The organism is Enterobacter sichuanensis, from assembly GCF_002939185.1.
Lineage (GTDB): Bacteria > Pseudomonadota > Gammaproteobacteria > Enterobacterales > Enterobacteriaceae > Enterobacter > Enterobacter sichuanensis.
Map to the genome: position 1 here is coordinate 47,452 of NZ_POVL01000028.1, position 16,953 is coordinate 64,404.

General features: G+C 57.5%; 14 protein-coding genes. 7 read left to right on the forward strand and 7 right to left on the reverse strand.

The window, feature by feature from the left end; genetic code table 11:
• Positions 1-49 precede the first annotated feature (49 nt).
• The 4 genes from C5687_RS13765 to araD are packed head-to-tail and all read left to right on the forward strand — an operon-like array spanning position 50 to position 3,757.
• Entirely contained in the window at positions 50-1,555 is a 1,506-nt protein-coding gene (locus tag C5687_RS13765; protein WP_104557131.1) for an FGGY-family carbohydrate kinase, read from the forward strand.
• Positions 1,552-2,205, forward strand: coding sequence for a 3-keto-L-gulonate-6-phosphate decarboxylase UlaD (gene ulaD, locus C5687_RS13770; protein WP_045286013.1), 654 nt, complete (start codon positions 1,552-1,554; stop codon positions 2,203-2,205). The genes C5687_RS13765 and ulaD overlap by 4 nt, the downstream gene beginning before the upstream one ends.
• Positions 2,206-2,207: 2 nt before the next feature.
• Positions 2,208-3,068, forward strand: coding sequence for an L-ribulose-5-phosphate 3-epimerase (locus C5687_RS13775; protein WP_094918697.1), 861 nt, complete (start codon positions 2,208-2,210; stop codon positions 3,066-3,068).
• On the forward strand, positions 3,062-3,757 hold the full coding sequence (gene araD / locus C5687_RS13780; RefSeq protein WP_104557125.1) for an L-ribulose-5-phosphate 4-epimerase: 696 nt from the start codon (positions 3,062-3,064) through the stop codon (positions 3,755-3,757). The genes C5687_RS13775 and araD overlap by 7 nt, the downstream gene beginning before the upstream one ends.
• Here araD and C5687_RS13785 read toward each other — a convergent pair whose 3' ends face one another.
• The gene (locus C5687_RS13785; RefSeq protein ID WP_047957476.1) at positions 3,758-4,576 is read right to left on the reverse strand and encodes a helix-turn-helix domain-containing protein; all 819 of its coding nucleotides are present in this window, start codon (positions 4,574-4,576) and stop codon (positions 3,758-3,760) included.
• A 225-nt stretch (positions 4,577-4,801) separates the two neighbouring features.
• Here C5687_RS13785 and C5687_RS13790 point away from each other — a divergent pair, with 225 nt between their 5' ends.
• Both C5687_RS13790 and C5687_RS13795 read left to right on the forward strand, forming a co-directional pair.
• Positions 4,802-6,202 (forward strand): MFS transporter, encoded by a 1,401-nt coding sequence (locus C5687_RS13790; RefSeq protein ID WP_104557126.1) that lies wholly within the window; start codon positions 4,802-4,804, stop codon positions 6,200-6,202.
• A 10-nt stretch (positions 6,203-6,212) separates the two neighbouring features.
• A complete protein-coding gene (locus C5687_RS13795) occupies positions 6,213-8,162 on the forward strand; it encodes a glycoside hydrolase family 127 protein (RefSeq protein ID WP_104557127.1) in 1,950 nt (649 codons plus the stop codon).
• A gap of 99 nt (positions 8,163-8,261) precedes the next feature.
• Here C5687_RS13795 and C5687_RS13800 read toward each other — a convergent pair whose 3' ends face one another.
• A complete protein-coding gene (locus C5687_RS13800; RefSeq protein WP_094918691.1) occupies positions 8,262-9,002 on the reverse strand; it encodes a MipA/OmpV family protein in 741 nt (246 codons plus the stop codon).
• Positions 9,003-9,122: 120 nt separating this feature from the next.
• On the opposite strand from C5687_RS13800, the gene C5687_RS13805 reads away from it, so the two are divergent.
• Positions 9,123-10,085 (forward strand): LysR family transcriptional regulator, encoded by a 963-nt coding sequence (locus tag C5687_RS13805; protein ID WP_047957471.1) that lies wholly within the window; start codon positions 9,123-9,125, stop codon positions 10,083-10,085.
• Here the strand turns inward: C5687_RS13805 and aldB are convergent.
• The 5 genes from aldB to C5687_RS13830 form a co-directional block, all read right to left on the reverse strand.
• Positions 10,082-11,620 carry an aldehyde dehydrogenase AldB gene (aldB, locus tag C5687_RS13810; protein WP_104557128.1) on the reverse strand — a complete coding sequence of 513 codons (1,539 nt, stop codon included), beginning with the start codon at positions 11,618-11,620 and terminating at the stop codon, positions 10,082-10,084. The two genes, C5687_RS13805 and aldB, sit on opposite strands and share 4 nt — an antisense overlap.
• 86 nt (positions 11,621-11,706) lie before the next feature.
• Positions 11,707-13,554: a selenocysteine-specific translation elongation factor gene (gene selB, locus C5687_RS13815; protein ID WP_104557129.1), complete on the reverse strand. Its 1,848-nt coding sequence runs from the start codon at positions 13,552-13,554 to the stop codon at positions 11,707-11,709.
• Positions 13,551-14,936, reverse strand: a complete 1,386-nt coding sequence (gene selA, locus C5687_RS13820) for an L-seryl-tRNA(Sec) selenium transferase (protein ID WP_104557130.1) — start codon at positions 14,934-14,936, stop codon at positions 13,551-13,553. Before selA ends, selB begins: the two co-directional genes overlap by 4 nt.
• A 103-nt stretch (positions 14,937-15,039) precedes the next feature.
• On the reverse strand, positions 15,040-15,648 hold the full coding sequence (locus tag C5687_RS13825; protein WP_008502731.1) for a glutathione S-transferase: 609 nt from the start codon (positions 15,646-15,648) through the stop codon (positions 15,040-15,042).
• A 90-nt stretch (positions 15,649-15,738) separates the two neighbouring features.
• Positions 15,739-16,875: an HlyD family secretion protein gene (locus C5687_RS13830; RefSeq protein ID WP_025758413.1), complete on the reverse strand. Its 1,137-nt coding sequence runs from the start codon at positions 16,873-16,875 to the stop codon at positions 15,739-15,741.
• Positions 16,876-16,953 lie beyond the last annotated feature (78 nt).

Genomic DNA, 16,953 nt, shown 5'->3' on the forward strand with positions numbered 1-16,953 from the left:
CCGTAGGCCGGGTAAGCGTAGCGCCACCCGGCGAATAAGTGAGATGACGATGAGTGAAAAAGAGCCCTTCTGGCTGGGTATCGATTGTGGCGGTACTTATCTGAAAGCCGGTTTATACAACAGCCAGGGCAAAGAAGTCAGTATCGAACGCCGCTCCGTTGCCACGCTCAGCCCACGAGCGGGCTACGCCGAGCGGGATATGCACCAGCTGTGGCAGCACTGCCACGCGACCGTGGCCTTGCTGCTCAACCATTCAGGGGTAAACGGAAAACAGATCAAGGGTGTCGGTATTTCCGCGCAGGGCAAGGGACTGTTTTTACTGGATAAAAATGACCAGCCGTTGGGCAACGCTATCCTCTCCTCTGACCGCCGGGCCCTGGACATTGTGCAGCGCTGGCAGCAGGACGGTATTCCCGAAAAACTGTATCCGCATACGCGCCAGACACTGTGGACCGGGCATCCGGTCTCCCTGCTGCGCTGGATCAAAGAGCACGAACCGCAGCGGTATCAGCAAATCGGCTGCGTGATGATGGCGCACGACTATCTTCGCTGGTGCCTCACCGGCGTAAAAGGCGGCGAAGAGAGCAACATTTCCGAGTCCAACCTCTACAACATGAACACCGGTCAGTACGACCCACAGCTTACGCGCTGGCTGGGTATCAGCGAGGTTGACGGCGCACTGCCGCCGGTTGTCGGTTCAGCAGAAATTTGCGGGGAAATCACCCCTCAGGCAGCCGCGCTTACCGGTCTCGCGGCGGGCACGCCTGTCGTGGGTGGACTGTTTGATGTGGTTTCCACCGCGATCTGCGCCGGACTGCATGACGAACATACGCTGAACGCCGTGATGGGCACCTGGGCCGTCACCAGCGGGATCGCCAGTGCGCTTCGCGACAACGAACCATTCCCGTACGTCTATGGACGCTACGTGCATCCACAGCAATACATCGTGCACGAAGCCAGCCCTACCTCGTCCGGCAACCTGGAGTGGCTGACCGCGCAGTGGGGCGACATATCATTCGATGAGATCAACCTTGCCGTCGCCAGCCTGCCGAAAGCCGAAAGCGATCTGTTCTTCCTGCCGTTCCTCTACGGCAGCAACGCCGGGCTGGAGATGACCAGCGGTTTCTACGGCATGCAGGCGCTGCACACCCGCGCGCATCTGCTCCAGGCGGTTTATGAGGGCGTGATATTTAGCCACATGACCCACCTCAACCGTATGCTCGAACGCTTTACCCACGTTCATGCCCTGCGCGTAACGGGGGGCCCCACCCATTCTGAGGTGTGGATGCAAATGCTTGCAGACGTCAGCGGCCTGGCCATTGAACTGCCGCAGGTTGAGGAGACCGGTTGTTCCGGCGCGGCGCTGGCTGCCCTGGTTGGCACTGGCGTATATCCCGATTTTCACGCGGCGCAACGCGCCCTTCGACACGACATTCGGGTCATTGAACCTGACATGCACGCCCATGCAGCCTATCAGCGTAAGTATCAGCGCTACCGGCTACTGATTTCAGCACTACAGGGCTACCACGCCCGCGTTAAGGAGTACGACCTATGAGCCGACCATTATTGCAGCTGGCGCTCGATCACACCTCTCTTCAGGCCGCGCAGCGCGATGTCGCGACGCTTGCAGATCACGTCGATATTGTCGAAGCGGGCACCCTTTTGTGCCTGACCGAAGGGCTAAATGCCGTACGCGCCCTGCGCGCGCAGTGCCCGGATAAGATCGTCGTGGCGGACTGGAAAGTGGCCGATGCCGGAGAAACGCTGGCGGAACAGGCGTTTGGCGCAGGCGCGAACTGGATGACCATTATCTGCGCCGCACCGCTGGCGACCGTTGAAAGAGGCCACGAAGTGGCACTGCGTTGCGGAGGTGAAATCCAGATGGAACTCTTTGGCCACTGGACGCTGGACGACGCGCGCGCCTGGCAGCGCATCGGCGTGAAGCAGGCCATTTATCACCGGGGTCGCGACGCCCAGGCCAGCGGACAGCAATGGGGTGAGGCGGATCTCGCCAGAATGAAAGCCCTCTCCGACATCGGTTTGCAGATCTCGATCACCGGCGGCATCACTCCCGCCGACCTGCCGCTGTTTAAGCAAATCAACGTGAAAGCCTTCATTGCCGGACGCGCGCTGGCAGGCGCGGCCAATCCATCGCAGGTGGCGCACGCGTTCCATTCACAAATCCGCGACATCTGGGGAGCGTAACCATGCGTCAGCATCCGTTAGGTATTTACGAAAAAGCGCTGCCGAAATCCCTCACCTGGCCGGAGCGCCTGGTGCTGGCGAAAAGCTGCGGGTTCGACTTTGTTGAGATGTCGGTTGATGAAACCGACGAACGCCTGTCGCGCCTCGAGTGGAGCACCACGCAGCGCGCATCGCTGGTTGAAGCGATGCTGGAAACCGGGGTGGCGATCCCCTCCATGTGCCTGTCTGCCCACCGCCGCTTCCCGTTTGGTAGCCGGGATGAAACCGTGCGTGAACGTGCCCGTGAAATCATGACTAAAGCCATCAGGCTGGCTCGCGATCTCGGCATTCGCACCATCCAGCTTGCGGGTTATGACGTGTACTACGAAGAGCACGACGAGGGCACACAACAGCGCTTTGCTGAAGGGCTGGCATGGGCTGTAGAGCAGGCCGCGGCCGCCCAGGTGATGCTGGCGGTGGAGATCATGGACACGGCGTTTATGAACTCCATCAGCAAATGGAAAAAGTGGGACGAGATGCTCGCCTCGCCGTGGTTCAGCGTTTATCCGGATGTCGGCAACCTCAGCGCGTGGGGCAACGATGTGGCTGCCGAATTGACGCTGGGTATCGATCGCATCGCTGCAATTCACCTGAAAGATACCCAGCCCGTCACCGAGCAAAGTCCGGGACAGTTCCGCGATGTGCCGTTTGGCGAGGGCTGCGTCGATTTCGTTGGGGTATTTAACACACTCAATCAGCTGAACTATCGCGGTGCGTTTCTGATTGAAATGTGGACTGAAAAAGCAAAAGAGCCGGTGCTGGAGATCATCCAGGCGCGCCGCTGGATTGAAGCCCGCATGCAGGAAGGAGGCATGACATGTTAGAACAACTCAAAGCCGAGGTACTGGCGGCAAACCTGGCGCTTCCCGCCCACCAGCTGGTGACCTTCACCTGGGGCAACGTCAGCGCAGTGGATCGCGAAAGCGGCCTGATGGTGATCAAGCCCTCCGGCGTGGAGTATGACGTGATGACCGCAGAAGATATGGTGGTGGTGAATATCGCCACCGGTGAGGTGGTCGAAGGCCGCAAAAAACCCTCGTCAGACACCCCAACGCATCTTGCGCTGTATCGTCGTTTCCCGGAGATTGGCGGCATCGTGCATACCCACTCTCGCCACGCCACCATCTGGTCGCAGGCGGGACAGGATTTACCGGCATGGGGCACCACGCACGCCGACTATTTCTACGGGACAATCCCCTGCACGCGGAAGATGACCCCGGCCGAGATTGCAGGGGAATACGAATACCAGACGGGGGAAGTGATCATCAAAACCTTCGAGGAGCGCGATCTCAGCCCAGTGCAGATCCCGGCGGTTCTGGTGCACTCTCACGGCCCGTTCGCCTGGGGTAAAGATGCCGCCGATGCGGTACACAATGCCGTCGTGCTGGAAGAGTGCGCCTACATGGGCCTGTTCTCGCGCCAGCTTGCCCCCCAGCTTCCGGTTATGCAGCAGGAACTGCTCGACAAACATTATCTGCGTAAGCACGGGGCACATGCCTATTACGGCCAGTGATCATCCGGAATTAATATGCTCTTTACAGTACCGCCGTTTCCAGACGGCGGGGGTTAACCCGGTGTGCTTTGAAAATATCTGTCGGAAATAACCTACGTCATTAAAACCGCAGCGGGTGGCCACTTCGGTGAGCGAGGCGGTGCCATCCAGCAACAGTTTTTCTGCCGCCCTGACGCGCTGGCGATGTATTGCTTCCGTCAGGGTTAAATGGAAAGTCCGGCGAAACACGCGTCCGAGATAATCAGCATTACAGTGCAACGCTTTTGCCAGCTGTGATGTGGAAAGTGGCAAATGAAACTGCGTGCGAATAAGCTGCTTCGCCTTCCACGCCATTGCCGCCCCGGCCTCATCGGCGTTGTCTTCATATCCCGACGAGATCGACACCTGCTGTAGAATCAGTAATAAAATCATCTCCAGCGCCACGCTTCGCTGTAATTTCTCCTGCTCGCTGAGGAATTGCCGAAATAGCGCAATGACATATTGCGCATCCCTTACGCGGCAATGTTGTTCTATTGCCAGAGGAGTGGCTTCTGGCAAGGTGATATGTTGCTTTTCAACCTCAAAGTGGAGCCAGTAAAAGCGCAGGTCCGCCGGGAAATCCTCCACGCCCACATGTCGACGGCCCGGCCAGAGAAGCAAACTTTCTCCCGCCTTCACCTCAAAGATTTGGTGTTCCTCCTGGATCGTTAATGTCCCTTTTTCAACAAATATTATCTCCCACGAGGTTAACTTCCTGGCAGGGTGACGCCCCACGCCCCGGGAAATAAACAGCCCGCCATTCTGGACTTTAATCGGAAGCGCTATGGATAATTCGAGCATGGATATTCACCATTCCGCTTTTATTGCCGTTAATATTCGACTTACGCTTTGATTATTAATAAATAATCGAATAACGGCCCGATCAAACTCACATTTTTATCATCAGGTCGGAATCGTCATCTTTTTATACTTTTCCCTTCCCTTGTTGGCCTGTCTGTTCGGTGCAGAATAAATGCGTACCTTGCACAAATACGATAATAAATTCGATTCCCGAGGAGTTATCTCATGACTTCCACACCGATTACAGAATCAGACGTGACACAAGGGGCAACCGATAGCCGTTTGTCCGTTCGCGAGAAAATTGGCTACGGCCTGGGCGATGCGGGCGGAACGGTGATGACCTGCCTGATCATGAATTTTCTGACCTTTTTCTACACCGACGTTTTTGGCCTCACCCCGGCACTTGTCGGTACGCTGTTTATCGCCCTGCGCGTCTTTGATGCCATTTCCGACCCGGTGATGGGCATCATTGCCGACCGCACCCAGAGCCGCTGGGGACGCTTTCGTCCCTGGCAGCTGTGGGTGGCATTTCCCATCGGAATTATTGGCGTGCTGATCTTCACCGTGCCGGAAGCCAGTATGGGCGTGAAAATCGCCTGGGCGTTCGGCACATACCTGCTGTTGTCCGTTGGCTATACCGCCATCAACGTTCCCTACTGCGCGCTGATCAACACCATGACGACTCGTCACAACGAGGTGATCTCCTGCCAGTCATGGCGCTTTGTGCTGTGCGGCGTGGCGGGTTTTCTGGTCTCCGTGGGTCTGCCGTGGCTGGTTGCGGAGTTGGGCCAGGGGAATGCCGCACGGGGCTATCAACTGGGGGTTGGCGTGCTGTGCGCCATCGCGGTGGTGATGTTTCTCTGCTGTTTCTTCTGGGTGCGTGAGCGCGTTCCGCTGGCGCTGATGGGCAAATTCACCCTGCGCGAACACCTGGCCGGTCTGCGTAAAAATGACCAGCTGCTGCTGATGCTGGTGATGTCGTTTTTGCTGATCAACGTGTTCAACATCCGCGGCGGCGGTTACATGTACTTCATCACCTACGTGCTGCAGGGCAGCACCGCCTATACCTCGCTGTTTTTCACCATGGTGACCTTCGCGGCCATTCTGGGCGCGGTGATCGTCAACCCTCTCTCTCGCCGCGTTGATACTGTCAAACTCTACTACTACACCAACCTGGTGCTGGCCGCGCTCGCGGTGGGCATGTGGTTCCTGCCCGGCGGCCCGGCTCACCAGACCCTGTGGCTTATCGTCATTCTGAGCAACGGCGTCATTCTCGGTTTTACCCTGCCGCTGCACTTCTCGCTGATGGCCTTTGCCGACGACTACGGCGAGTGGAAAACGGGCGTGCGCTCGTCGGGCATGAACTTCGCCTTTAACCTGTTTTTCATCAAGCTGGCGTGGGCATCCAGCGCCGGGATCATCAGTCTGGTGTTTATCGCCGTGGCCTACCAGCCTGGCACGGGCAACCAGACTCCCGCTTCACTGCAGGGTATCACCGCCATGGAGACGTTACTCCCTGCCCTATTCCACCTGCTGCTGGCTGTCTCTGTTCGCTGGTGCAGGCTCAACAACCCGATGATGTCGCGCATTGCCAACGATCTGCGCCAGCGTCATGTATCGTCCTGAGGAGAACGCTATGTCCGTAATGGAAGCCAACCTGCACAACCTGAAAATCAACGACCCGTTTCTCGGCCAGTATCAGCGGCTGGTGCGTGATGTGGTGATCCCCTACCAGTGGGATGCGCTGAACGATCGCGTGCAGGACGCCGAACCCAGCCATGCCATCACCAACTTCCGCATCGCGGCAGGCCTCGAGCAGGGGGAGTTCTACGGCATGGTCTTTCAGGACAGCGACGTGGCGAAATGGCTGGAAGCCGTAGCGTGGTCGCTGTGCCAGAAACCGGATGCTGAACTGGAAAAAACCGCCGACGAGGTCATTGAACTGATCGCGGCAGCGCAGTGTGAAGATGGCTATCTCAATACCTATTTTACGGTAAAAGCCCCTAGCGAGCGCTGGACCAACCTGGCTGAATGCCACGAGCTTTACTGCGCAGGACATATGATTGAAGCCGGCGTGGCGTATTTTCAGGGCACCGGTAAACGCCGTCTGCTGGAGGTGGTATGCCGTCTGGCGAACCACATCGACAGCGTGTTTGGCCCTGGTGACAGCCAGCTCCACGGTTATCCGGGTCACCCGGAAATCGAGCTGGCGCTGATGCGGCTTTACGACGTTACGCAAGAGCCACGCTATCTCACGCTGGTGAAATATTTTATTGAACAACGCGGCGTGCAGCCTCACTTCTACGATATCGAATATGAGAAGCGTGGAAGAACGTCATACTGGAACACCTACGGTCCGGCATGGATGGTCAAGGACAAAGCCTACAGCCAGGCGCATCAGCCACTTGCTGAACAGCAAACGGCCACTGGCCACGCGGTGCGCTTTGTCTACCTGATGGCGGGTATGGCGCATCTGGCTCGTCTGAGCCATGACGAGGGCAAGCGGCAGGACTGTCTGAGACTGTGGAACAACATGGCGCAGCGCCAGCTGTACATAACTGGCGGGATAGGCTCGCAAAGCAGCGGTGAAGCCTTCAGCAGCGATTATGATTTGCCCAATGATACGGTCTATGCCGAAAGTTGCGCCTCCATCGGCCTGATGATGTTTGCCCGTCGGATGCTGGAGATGGAGGCAGACAGTCACTACGCCGACGTGATGGAGCGGGCGTTATACAACACGGTGCTTGGGGGCATGGCGCTGGACGGTAAACACTTCTTCTATGTGAACCCGCTGGAGGTCCATCCGCAAACCCTGGCATTCAACCATATCTACGATCACGTGAAACCCGTTCGTCAGCGCTGGTTCGGCTGCGCCTGTTGCCCGCCGAATATCGCTCGCGTGCTGACGTCGCTGGGGCATTACATCTATACCGTTCGCCCGGATGCGCTTTTTATTAACCTCTACGTGGGCAACGAGGTCGCCATACCGGTGGGCGACGAGACGCTGCAACTGCGGATTAGCGGCAATTATCCGTGGCAGGAAGAGGTAAATATCGAGATCGTCTCGCCTGTGCCGGTGAGGCATACCCTGGCCCTGCGGCTCCCGGACTGGTGCGCGGAGCCTGCCGTATCGCTGAACGGTGAAGCCGTTGCAGGTGAAATCTCCCGGGGTTACCTCTACCTGACCCGTACCTGGCAAGAGGGGGATGCTGTCACGCTGACGCTACCGATGCCGGTTCGCCGCGTGTATGGAAACCCGCAGGTACGCCAGCAGGCGGGCAAGGTCGCCCTGCAGCGCGGCCCGCTGGTCTACTGCCTGGAAGAGGCCGATAACGGAGCGAACCTACATAACCTCTCCCTGCCTGCTGACAGCGAATTTCGGGTCTTTGCGGGAAAAGGGATATTCGCGCATAAGATGCTGATTCAGGCTGAGGGGATGGGGTGTCACGTGAAGGACACGGATGCGCTGTGGCAGTACGACCGCTCGCCGGTACAACGTCAGCCCCAGACGCTGACCTTTATTCCCTGGTTCAGCTGGGCTAACCGGGGAGAAGGGGAAATGCGGATTTGGGTGGATGAAGGCTGATTATCTGCGGCCTGTTGCCCTCACCCCAACCCTCTCCCACGGGAGAGGGAGTCAATCCGTAGGCCGGGCAAGGCGAAGCCGCCACCCGGCTTTATCACATCAGAAACGCCAGGTCAGGCCGGTCATCAGCGCGAAGCTATCGTCGCGGTCGATCATCGGGCTGTTCTTCACGTCGTCAGGTAATACGGTATAGACCGCGCTGGCGTTAAGGAACAGCTTCTCGGTTAACTGATATTTTGCCGCCAGGCCAACGTATGGCGTCCAGCTGTCACCGGCGGTGTATTCATCCAGACCTGAGCGACGAGACTCGCTGCCGGATACGCCGTAGTAGTAGTCGTTGTAGCTTTCGTCGCTGTAGAAAACCCCGACAGAGGGCGTCAAAGTCAGGCGTTCCATCCTGACTGGACGGAAGTACGAGACCTCGCCCACCACGCCACCGCTTTCATCCATCGCATCGCCAGCAACGGCCACTTTCAGAGACCCCCAGCTTTCGTGGCGGTAGTAGGCGCCACCGAGGAAGGCAGACGCTTTACGCTCATCAAGTTTTTTCATCTGATGGTCGTCGTTATCATCTGGATCAAAATGCAGCGGCATCCACGATGCGGTCAGGCTGAATTCATTTTTTGCGTCTTTCCACAGGATCCATCCGCCCGTGGTCTGGCGAACATAGAATCTGTCGCCTTCATAGCTAATTAACGGAACCGCGGTGGTATTTTCATTATATCCTTTGTAAGGAGACTCATTAAATACAGCCCCCGCGCCAAGTGAAAAGTCACCGGCCATTGCAGAAGTTGTTGCAAATAACGTGGCCGCGATGAGTAAATTGTATTTAATAGTCATTACATGTAATCCATTTATATGCCAAACAAGCGAGGCGCATAATAATGGTTACAAATTTGCCAATGCAACGCTGCGGTTTATATAATATTATATATAAAATCATATAGATGGGTGCGCAGGATGAGTAAATTACAGCTAAAACCACGCGAATTAAAAATCATATCCGTCATCGCCGCAACCCACAGCATTGGTGATGCCGCCGCCCTGCTGGGTATGGCGCAGGCCAACGTCAGTAAATATCTGTCTGATTTTGAAACGCGGGTTGGGCTGAAGGTTTTCGAGCGCACCACCCGTCAGCTCGCCCTCACCCAGTTTGGCGAGGCGTTACTCCCATACGTGAATGCCACGCTGGATAAGAACAGTCAACTTGTTAATTTCATTGCTGATTATAAGCATGAAAAGCGTGGCAAAGTGACGATCTACGCCCCAACGGGCATCGTGACCTATCTCGCGCGACACGTGATCCATCAGATAGAGAACATCGGTGACATCCGCATCTCCCTGAAAACCTATAATCTGGACCGGAATGAATTTTCAGAAGGAGTTTCCTTTCCGGATGACTGCGATATTTTAATTACTTATGCGCAGCCGAAAGACGAAAGTCTGGTTGCCAGCGTGCTAACAAAATATTCTGTAACGGCATTCGCAACCGTTGAATATTTAAATAAACACCCCTTGAAGGGACCTGAAGATTTAATTAATCACTCCTGTATTCTCATTGATTCCATGCTGGTCGATGATGCAAACATCTGGCGTTTCCGCGTCCACGGCAGCGATCACGTACATGATTACCGGGTAACCGGTAATTATATTTGTGACAATACGCAAACGGCCCTGGAGCTGGCAAGAAATAATCTGGGAATTGTGTTTGCGCCAAAAGAGAGTCTGAAAAAAGAATTAACCAAAGGCATGTTGGTCCCCTGCTTTCCGCACCAGGAGGAGTGGTGGCTCGATCTGACCGCCATCTTCCGTAAACGCGAATACCAGCCCTGGCGTGTGCAATACGTTCTGGACGGCGTTCTGAACTGCCTGCGCCAGCAAATTGCTCAGGCCGCCCATGGACGGCCTGAACTGGGTGATTAGAACAGCCCCAGCGGTTTATCAGAGTAGCTGACCAGCAGACATTTCGTCTGCTGGTAATGCTCCAGCATCATCTTGTGGGTTTCACGCCCTATGCCCGATTGCTTATATCCCCCAAACGCCGCGTGCGCCGGATAGGCGTGGTAGCAGTTAGTCCATACACGCCCGGCCTGTATGCCCCGGCCCATTTTATAGGCCAGATTACCGTTGCGGCTCCAGACGCCTGCCCCCAGGCCATATGGCGTGTCGTTGGCAATCTCCAGCGCCTCCTCCATCGTTTTGAAGGTGGTCACGGCCAGCACCGGTCCGAAAATTTCCTCCTGGAAAACGCGCATGTTGTTCTGGCCGAACAGGATCGTCGGCTCAAGGTAGTACCCCTCCTGCAGATCCCCACCCAGCACTTTACGGCGACCGCCGGTCAGAACATCCGCTCCTTCTTTCTTGCCGATATCAATGTAGTTGAGGATAGTCTCCAGCTGTCCGTGCGAGACCTGCGCGCCCATCTGGGTGACGTTATCGAGCGGATTACCGCTGCGGATAGACTCGACGCGGCGAATGGCCCGCTCCATAAAGCGCTCATAGATGGACTCCTGCACCAGCGCGCGGCTTGGGCAGGTACAGACTTCGCCCTGGTTAAAGGCAAACAGCGCAAACCCCTCCAGGGCTTTATCGAAGAAGGCATCCTCTTCTTCCATCACGTCCGCGAAGAAGATATTCGGGGATTTGCCCCCCAGCTCCAGCGTCACCGGAATGATGTTCTGCGTGGCGTACTGCATGATCTGCTGACCCACTTCCGTCGAGCCAGTAAACGCCACTTTAGCGATACGTTTTGAAGTAGCCAGATATTCGCCTATCTCACCGCCTGCGCCGTTCACCACGTTAATCACGCCCGGCGGCAGAAGATCGCCAACGATTTCCATCAGCAGCAGAACCGAGAGCGGCGTCAGACGGGCCGGTTTAAGCACAATACAGTTTCCCGCCGCCAGCGCCGGTGCCATTTTCCAGCTCGCCATCAGCAGCGGGAAGTTCCACGGAATAATTTGCCCGACGACGCCCAGCGGTTCGTGGAAGTGATACGCCACGGTGTCACTGTCTACCTCGCTGATCCCACCCTCCTGAGCACGAATACAGGAGGCGAAATAGCGGAAGTGGTCAATCGCCAGCGGCACGTCTGCCGCCATGGTTTCCCGGATCGGCTTGCCGTTATCCCAGGTTTCAGCCGTCGCCAGCAGCTCAAGGTTTTGCTCCATCCGGTCGGCAATTTTGAACAACAGGGCTGCCCTGTCCTGCACGGAGGTATGGGCCCATTTATCTTTCGCTTTGTGCGCCGCATCCAGCGCCAGATCGATATCACGCTTGCCGGAGCTGGCAATCTCACACAGCGGCTGGCCGGTAACAGGGGTCAGGTTGGAATAATATTCGCCGTCGACGGGAGCGACCCAGTCGCCGCCAATAAAGTTGTCATAACGGGGCTTCAGCTTAAGGGGAATACCATACTCGCCAGGCTGGATACGCGATGAGGGAGGATTGTTTGTCATGACCGTCTCCTTGCTGTGGGTGTACAACAAGGGTAGTACCGGCTGGTGATTTTATCGCCAGCCGGTAACGGTGTTTACGACAGGGGTCACGGTGTTTCTGGAAAGAGCAGTGAATCCCGCAGGACATGATCGTTACCACGACGGCGGGTGAAGCCGATGCGGTTGAAATACTCCAGGATTTGAATCGCCAGCTTGCGTCCCACGTTCAGTTGGTCGCGGAAATCGGCTGCGCAGGTGGAGCCCCGCGCCTGATCCCGCTCGCGGATCAGGTTCGCAAACGCAACAATACGATCGTTACGGTAATAACGATCTTTTACGATCGCGACTATCAGCCCCTGCTGCGCGGCATGGCGCAACACCTGGCGCATCATCTGCTCGTCGGCGTTTGTTTCACGAGCCAGATCGCGAACCCACCATGGTTCGTCGCCAAACAGCGGGGCCACTTTCTGCCATATTGCCTCTTGCTCTGCGCTAAACCCGGCCTTGTGATCCGGCAGGTGCAGCCAGCCGTGGTGGCTTTTGATCGCCCCGCTTTCGCGCATGTTTTCAATCAGCAGCAGCACCAGCGCATCGTCTTCCATTGGCAGCGCCATGCGCCGCAGACGTTCCCGACCCGGGCCAGGCTCATCCTGATGCTGTTCATGGTAAGTGGCGAGCGTAGTCAGTATCTTGCGCTGCCAGCGTGCGGCAACCGGGGCATTGAGCAGGCGGTTACCCGCCTGTATAAAGCCCGGCTCTTGTGTCAGCTCTCGTAAGCCTTCCCCGCTCAGCTGGCGTGCCCATGCGAAATCCTTAAGACTTACCGCCCCACGCTCAAGATGCACCCGCAGCGCGGCGTCATCATCTCTGGCCTGCGCCAGCGCGGCCAGCCATTGCAGATATTCAGGTTTACGCTTGCCGCGTCGCGGTGGGTTAAGCATCACCACCCGCGCCCCGGCCAGCGTTTCACGCGCGGAAATATCACGCAGTACCAGACGATCGTTGTCCGCCAGCCACAGCGGCGAATCGAACACCAGTTCAGCAAGGTCGTTTTCCAGCAGCGACACGCGCCCGGTAATATGGCTGGCCGCGTGGTGAATATGCAGCGGCTGCCATTGAGTCAGCGGCGCATGCGTCTGCAGGGAAACAATGACGCGTTCAGACGGTTCCGGCGGGGCATCGGCCAGCAGCCAGTCGCCGCGGTTAAGCTGCTCTTTTTCCGCATCCCCGGCAATGTTCAGCGCGATCCGCTGCCCGGCGTGAGCCTGCTCTGTGGGCTGGTTTTGAGCATGCAGACCGCGCACGCGCATCGGTTTATTCAGGCCCGTCAGCCATAAGCTATCGCCTACTTTCACTTCGCCGCTGAGCGCCGTCCCGGTGACCACCAGACCCGCCCCTTTCACGCTAAACGCCCGGTCAATCGCCAGACGGAAACGGTGATGGCCGGCGTGATCACGTGATGAAAGATGCTGCAAGTGGTGGCGAAGTTCGTCGATACCTCGCCCTTCGGTCGCCACGGTGACAAAAAGCGCTGCATCGGCAAAGCCATATTCCCGTAAGGTCGCCTGCACCGCTTCGCGCACCTCGCTGACGCGTGCGTCATCCACGCGATCGGCTTTGGTCAGCGCCACGGTCAGCTGCGGGTTGCCGGTCAGCTGCAGGATTGCCAGATGCTCGCGGGTTTGCGCCATAACGCCATCATCACAGGCCACCACCAGCAGGGCATGATCGATGCCGCCTACCCCCGCCAGCATGTTAGACAGAAACTTTTCATGCCCCGGCACATCAATAAAACCCAGCACGCGGCCATCAGGCTGGGGCCAGTAGGCATACCCCAGATCGATGGTCATGCCGCGCTTTTTCTCTTCCGGCAGGCGGTCGGCGTTTACGCCGGTGATCGCCTGCAGTAACGTGGTTTTTCCGTGGTCAACGTGACCGGCGGTGGCAATAATCATTTCAACAACATCTCCAGAAATCGCTCTTCATCTTCAAGGCAGCGCAGATCCAGCCACATCCGGCCATCGTAAATCCGCCCGATCACCGGCGTCGACAAATTACGCCAGCGCGACGACAGGGCTTCAAGGTGGCTGCCGCGCCCGTCGCGCGGGGTGAACGTCAGCGCTTCACTCGGCAGCCTGTCCACCGGCAGCGAACCGCTGCCAATCTGTGACTGGCAAGGCTCAATGCGAACGTCAAAATCGGGGTAGTGCGGGGCGACGCGCGGCAGCAGTAACTCGGCCTGGGCGCGAATCGAGGCGGCATCCCGGGTTAACAGACGCAGCGTCGGCAGGCGGTCAGCCAGCTTCTCAGGATGGAGATAGAGTCGCAGCGTCGCGTCCAGCGCGGCAAGCGTCATTTTATCGGCGCGCAGGGCGCGCTTGAGCGGATGCTGCTGCAGCTGCGCAATCAGCTCGCGCTTGCCGACGATAATCCCGGCCTGCGGCCCGCCCAGCAGTTTGTCGCCGGAAAAGCTGACCAGGCTAACGCCCGCCGCAATCATCTCTTGCGGCATCGGCTCTTTTGGCAGCCCGTACAGGCTCAGATCCACCAGCGAACCGCTGCCGAGATCGGCAATCACCGGTATATTCAGTTCGCGCCCAATCGCCGCCAGCTCCGCCTCTTCAACCGTTTTGGTGAAGCCTTCAATATGGTAATTGCTGGTGTGGACCTTCATCAGCAGGGCGGTATTTTCATTCACCGCCGCGCGATAGTCTTTCGCATGGGTACGATTGGTGGTGCCCACCTCATGCAGCGTACAGCCCGCCTGGCGCATCACGTCAGGAATACGAAATGCCCCGCCAATCTCCACCAGCTCGCCGCGGGACACCACCACCTCTTTGCCGCTGGCGGTGGCCGCCAGCATCAGCAGCACCGCTGCGGCGTTATTATTCACAATGCAGGCATCTTCCGCGCCGGTCAGCTGGCACAGCAGCTCCGCCAGCGCGCGGTCGCGGTGCCCGCGTCCGGCGCCGTCCAGATCGTACTCCAGCGTTACGGGCGCTTTCATGGCCTGCACGACCGCGGCAACGGCCTCTTCCGCCTGCTGCGCGCGCCCCAGGTTGGTATGCAGCACGGTTCCGGTCAGGTTTATCACCGGGCGTAATGCGCTTTGCGCCTTCTCATCCAGCCGCTGTTCAACTTCCTGCTCCCACGCGCTACACCAGGCGGGCAAGGCGTTTTCTGCCTGAATCGCGCATCGGGCTTCGTCCTGAAGCAGGCGTAACATTTCCACCGTCGCGGTATGGCCGAAACGCTCAGCAACGGCATGAATGCGGGGTTCGCGAAGAAGACGGTCGGTAGCGGGGATCTGGCTGTAGAGCGAATGATGAGTAGTCATGAAGGCGCCTAGCGAGTAAATATCTTCCCCCCTCCCGACGGGAGAGGGAGTTAACATGTGGGGGGATTGTACCGCCTCCGACGGCGAAGTGTTATAACCCGCGTCAAGCCTTTGGTGGTTCGGTACGGGCAAAGCTCTCGCGGCTAAACAGCGTGTCTGCAAGCTTCACCAGCAGCGGACGGTCGACGCACCAGCCCGGGGAGACGTGGCGGAAGTTGAGATAACCAATCGCGCAGGCGATGGCGATGGTCCCCAGGTTCAGGCTGTCGGTGTCGATCTTTCCCTCCCGGATAAGCTGTTCACACCTGTCCAGGCTGCGGCTGATTTTTTCCCGCTGGCGTAACAGTTCCGTTTCCGACTGCTGGGCAGCGGGCCTTGCCTGTTCCCGTACGGAGGTTAACGCCGCATCCATAATACCGTCGGCCAGGGCTTCGACCTGCTTCACCGCCAGCGCCGCTTTTGGGTCAGCAGGCAGCATAGCCGGGGCAACGCCCAGCAGCTCAATGTACTCGGCAATTATTGGGGAATCGAACCAGTACTCGCCCTCGTCCGTGACCAGCGCCGGGACTTTTCCCAGCGGGTTGTACTGCGCAACGCCGTTTTCCGCGTTGTAAGGCTGTTCATTCACGAATTCAAATTCAATCCCCTTCTCCAGCAGGAGAATCGAGATTTTTCGCACGAAGGGACTGGTGTAGCTGCCGATGAGTTTCATTGCCTGATCCTTGATGCCGGAAAAAAGTCAGTATGGATCAAGCGATGAAAAAAGGGCAGGTATGCGTGTCGCATTCCTGCCCGGGAGGGATTAGTGATCGAGGTAGAGGTAGTGCATCCAGCTGGTCATACGCAGCAGCACTTTACGCATGACCGAAACGTGGGCGAAGTGGTCCGAATAGACTGCCACCTGGGCATAGATACCGTCCGGCAGGGCATCGACTTCGGCGTTGGGTTCCAGCTCAATCAGCGCCTGTACGCCATCCGTGCCCGGCACCACCGTCAGCGACTGCAGTGCGCCCTGCGCCTGATAGGTTCCTCCCGGCACCACCGGCAGAATACTGGTGAGCTTACCGGAGAACACCTGGCCCGGCAGGGCGTTAAACACCACTTCCGCTTCATCACCCGGCTTCAGACGCAGCAGCGAGTTCTGGCGGAACTGGGCCACGATCTGACGTTTCTGTTCAGGAATAAAGACCATCACCGGACGCAGAGGCAGCGCGGCGGCATAGGTCCCCGGACGGATCAGCACCTGGGTGATATAGCCATTGCTGGGTGCACGCACCACGGTCTGATCCAGGTTGTATTTCGCTTCGGCAAGCTGGGCGCGCAGGGAGGCAATCTGCGACTGTTCGCCGTTCACCATGCTGTCTAACTGGCTTTGGATCTGCACCTGTTCAGCCACGGAGCCTTTTACCAGTGCATCCTGCGCCAGATAGTTCTGCCGCGCGTTGTCGATATCGCTTTCAGAGAATGGATTCACCTTCGCCTGGCTGCCTTTCAGGTAGCGCTGATAATCTTTGTACAGGCGATCGCGCTCAGCGGAAACGCGCGTGGTATTGGCGACAGCTTCCGCCAGCTGCGCTTTCAGATTATCGATGTTGTGCGTCGCGGTCACCAGGTCTGCCTGCAGTCTGTCGACCCGCGCCTGATAACGGCCTGGATCCAGCTTAAATAACACTTCGCCTTTTTTAATTAGCTGGTTATTTTTATCGGTCACTTCGCTAACCACGCCGGTCACCTGCGGCGTAATCGGAATGGAAATAACCGCTTTTTGCGCCGTAAACGTATATGGGTGGTTATAGTTCATGAGCAGAATAAGTCCGGCAACAATAAACACCCCACCTAATGTGGCGGTGGCAAGCGTCCACTGGTTTACCGGAATACGGAATATTTTAAAAATGGCCCAGGCAAATGCCACGTAGGTCAAAATAATCAACAGATCCATGATTAGCGCTCCAGCGTGTTCTTATCAGCAGTAGGCTCTACTGCGGCCAGCTTTTGTTCGAGTTCCGCCACGCGTTTG

Coding starts and splice junctions, on each gene's coding strand:
- selA (WP_104557130.1), bottom strand. CDS start 14,936: ATGACTACTCATCATTCGCTCTACAGCCAGATCCCCGCTACCGACCGT.
- C5687_RS13800 (WP_094918691.1), bottom strand. CDS start 9,002: ATGACTATTAAATACAATTTACTCATCGCGGCCACGTTATTTGCAACA.
- C5687_RS13825 (WP_008502731.1), bottom strand. CDS start 15,648: ATGAAACTCATCGGCAGCTACACCAGTCCCTTCGTGCGAAAAATCTCG.
- C5687_RS13795 (WP_104557127.1), top strand. CDS start 6,213: ATGTCCGTAATGGAAGCCAACCTGCACAACCTGAAAATCAACGACCCG.
- C5687_RS13765 (WP_104557131.1), top strand. CDS start 50: ATGAGTGAAAAAGAGCCCTTCTGGCTGGGTATCGATTGTGGCGGTACT.
- araD (WP_104557125.1), top strand. CDS start 3,062: ATGTTAGAACAACTCAAAGCCGAGGTACTGGCGGCAAACCTGGCGCTT.
- C5687_RS13805 (WP_047957471.1), top strand. CDS start 9,123: ATGAGTAAATTACAGCTAAAACCACGCGAATTAAAAATCATATCCGTC.
- C5687_RS13830 (WP_025758413.1), bottom strand. CDS start 16,875: ATGGATCTGTTGATTATTTTGACCTACGTGGCATTTGCCTGGGCCATT.
- selB (WP_104557129.1), bottom strand. CDS start 13,554: ATGATTATTGCCACCGCCGGTCACGTTGACCACGGAAAAACCACGTTA.
- C5687_RS13775 (WP_094918697.1), top strand. CDS start 2,208: ATGCGTCAGCATCCGTTAGGTATTTACGAAAAAGCGCTGCCGAAATCC.
- aldB (WP_104557128.1), bottom strand. CDS start 11,620: ATGACAAACAATCCTCCCTCATCGCGTATCCAGCCTGGCGAGTATGGT.
- ulaD (WP_045286013.1), top strand. CDS start 1,552: ATGAGCCGACCATTATTGCAGCTGGCGCTCGATCACACCTCTCTTCAG.
- C5687_RS13785 (WP_047957476.1), bottom strand. CDS start 4,576: ATGCTCGAATTATCCATAGCGCTTCCGATTAAAGTCCAGAATGGCGGG.
- C5687_RS13790 (WP_104557126.1), top strand. CDS start 4,802: ATGACTTCCACACCGATTACAGAATCAGACGTGACACAAGGGGCAACC.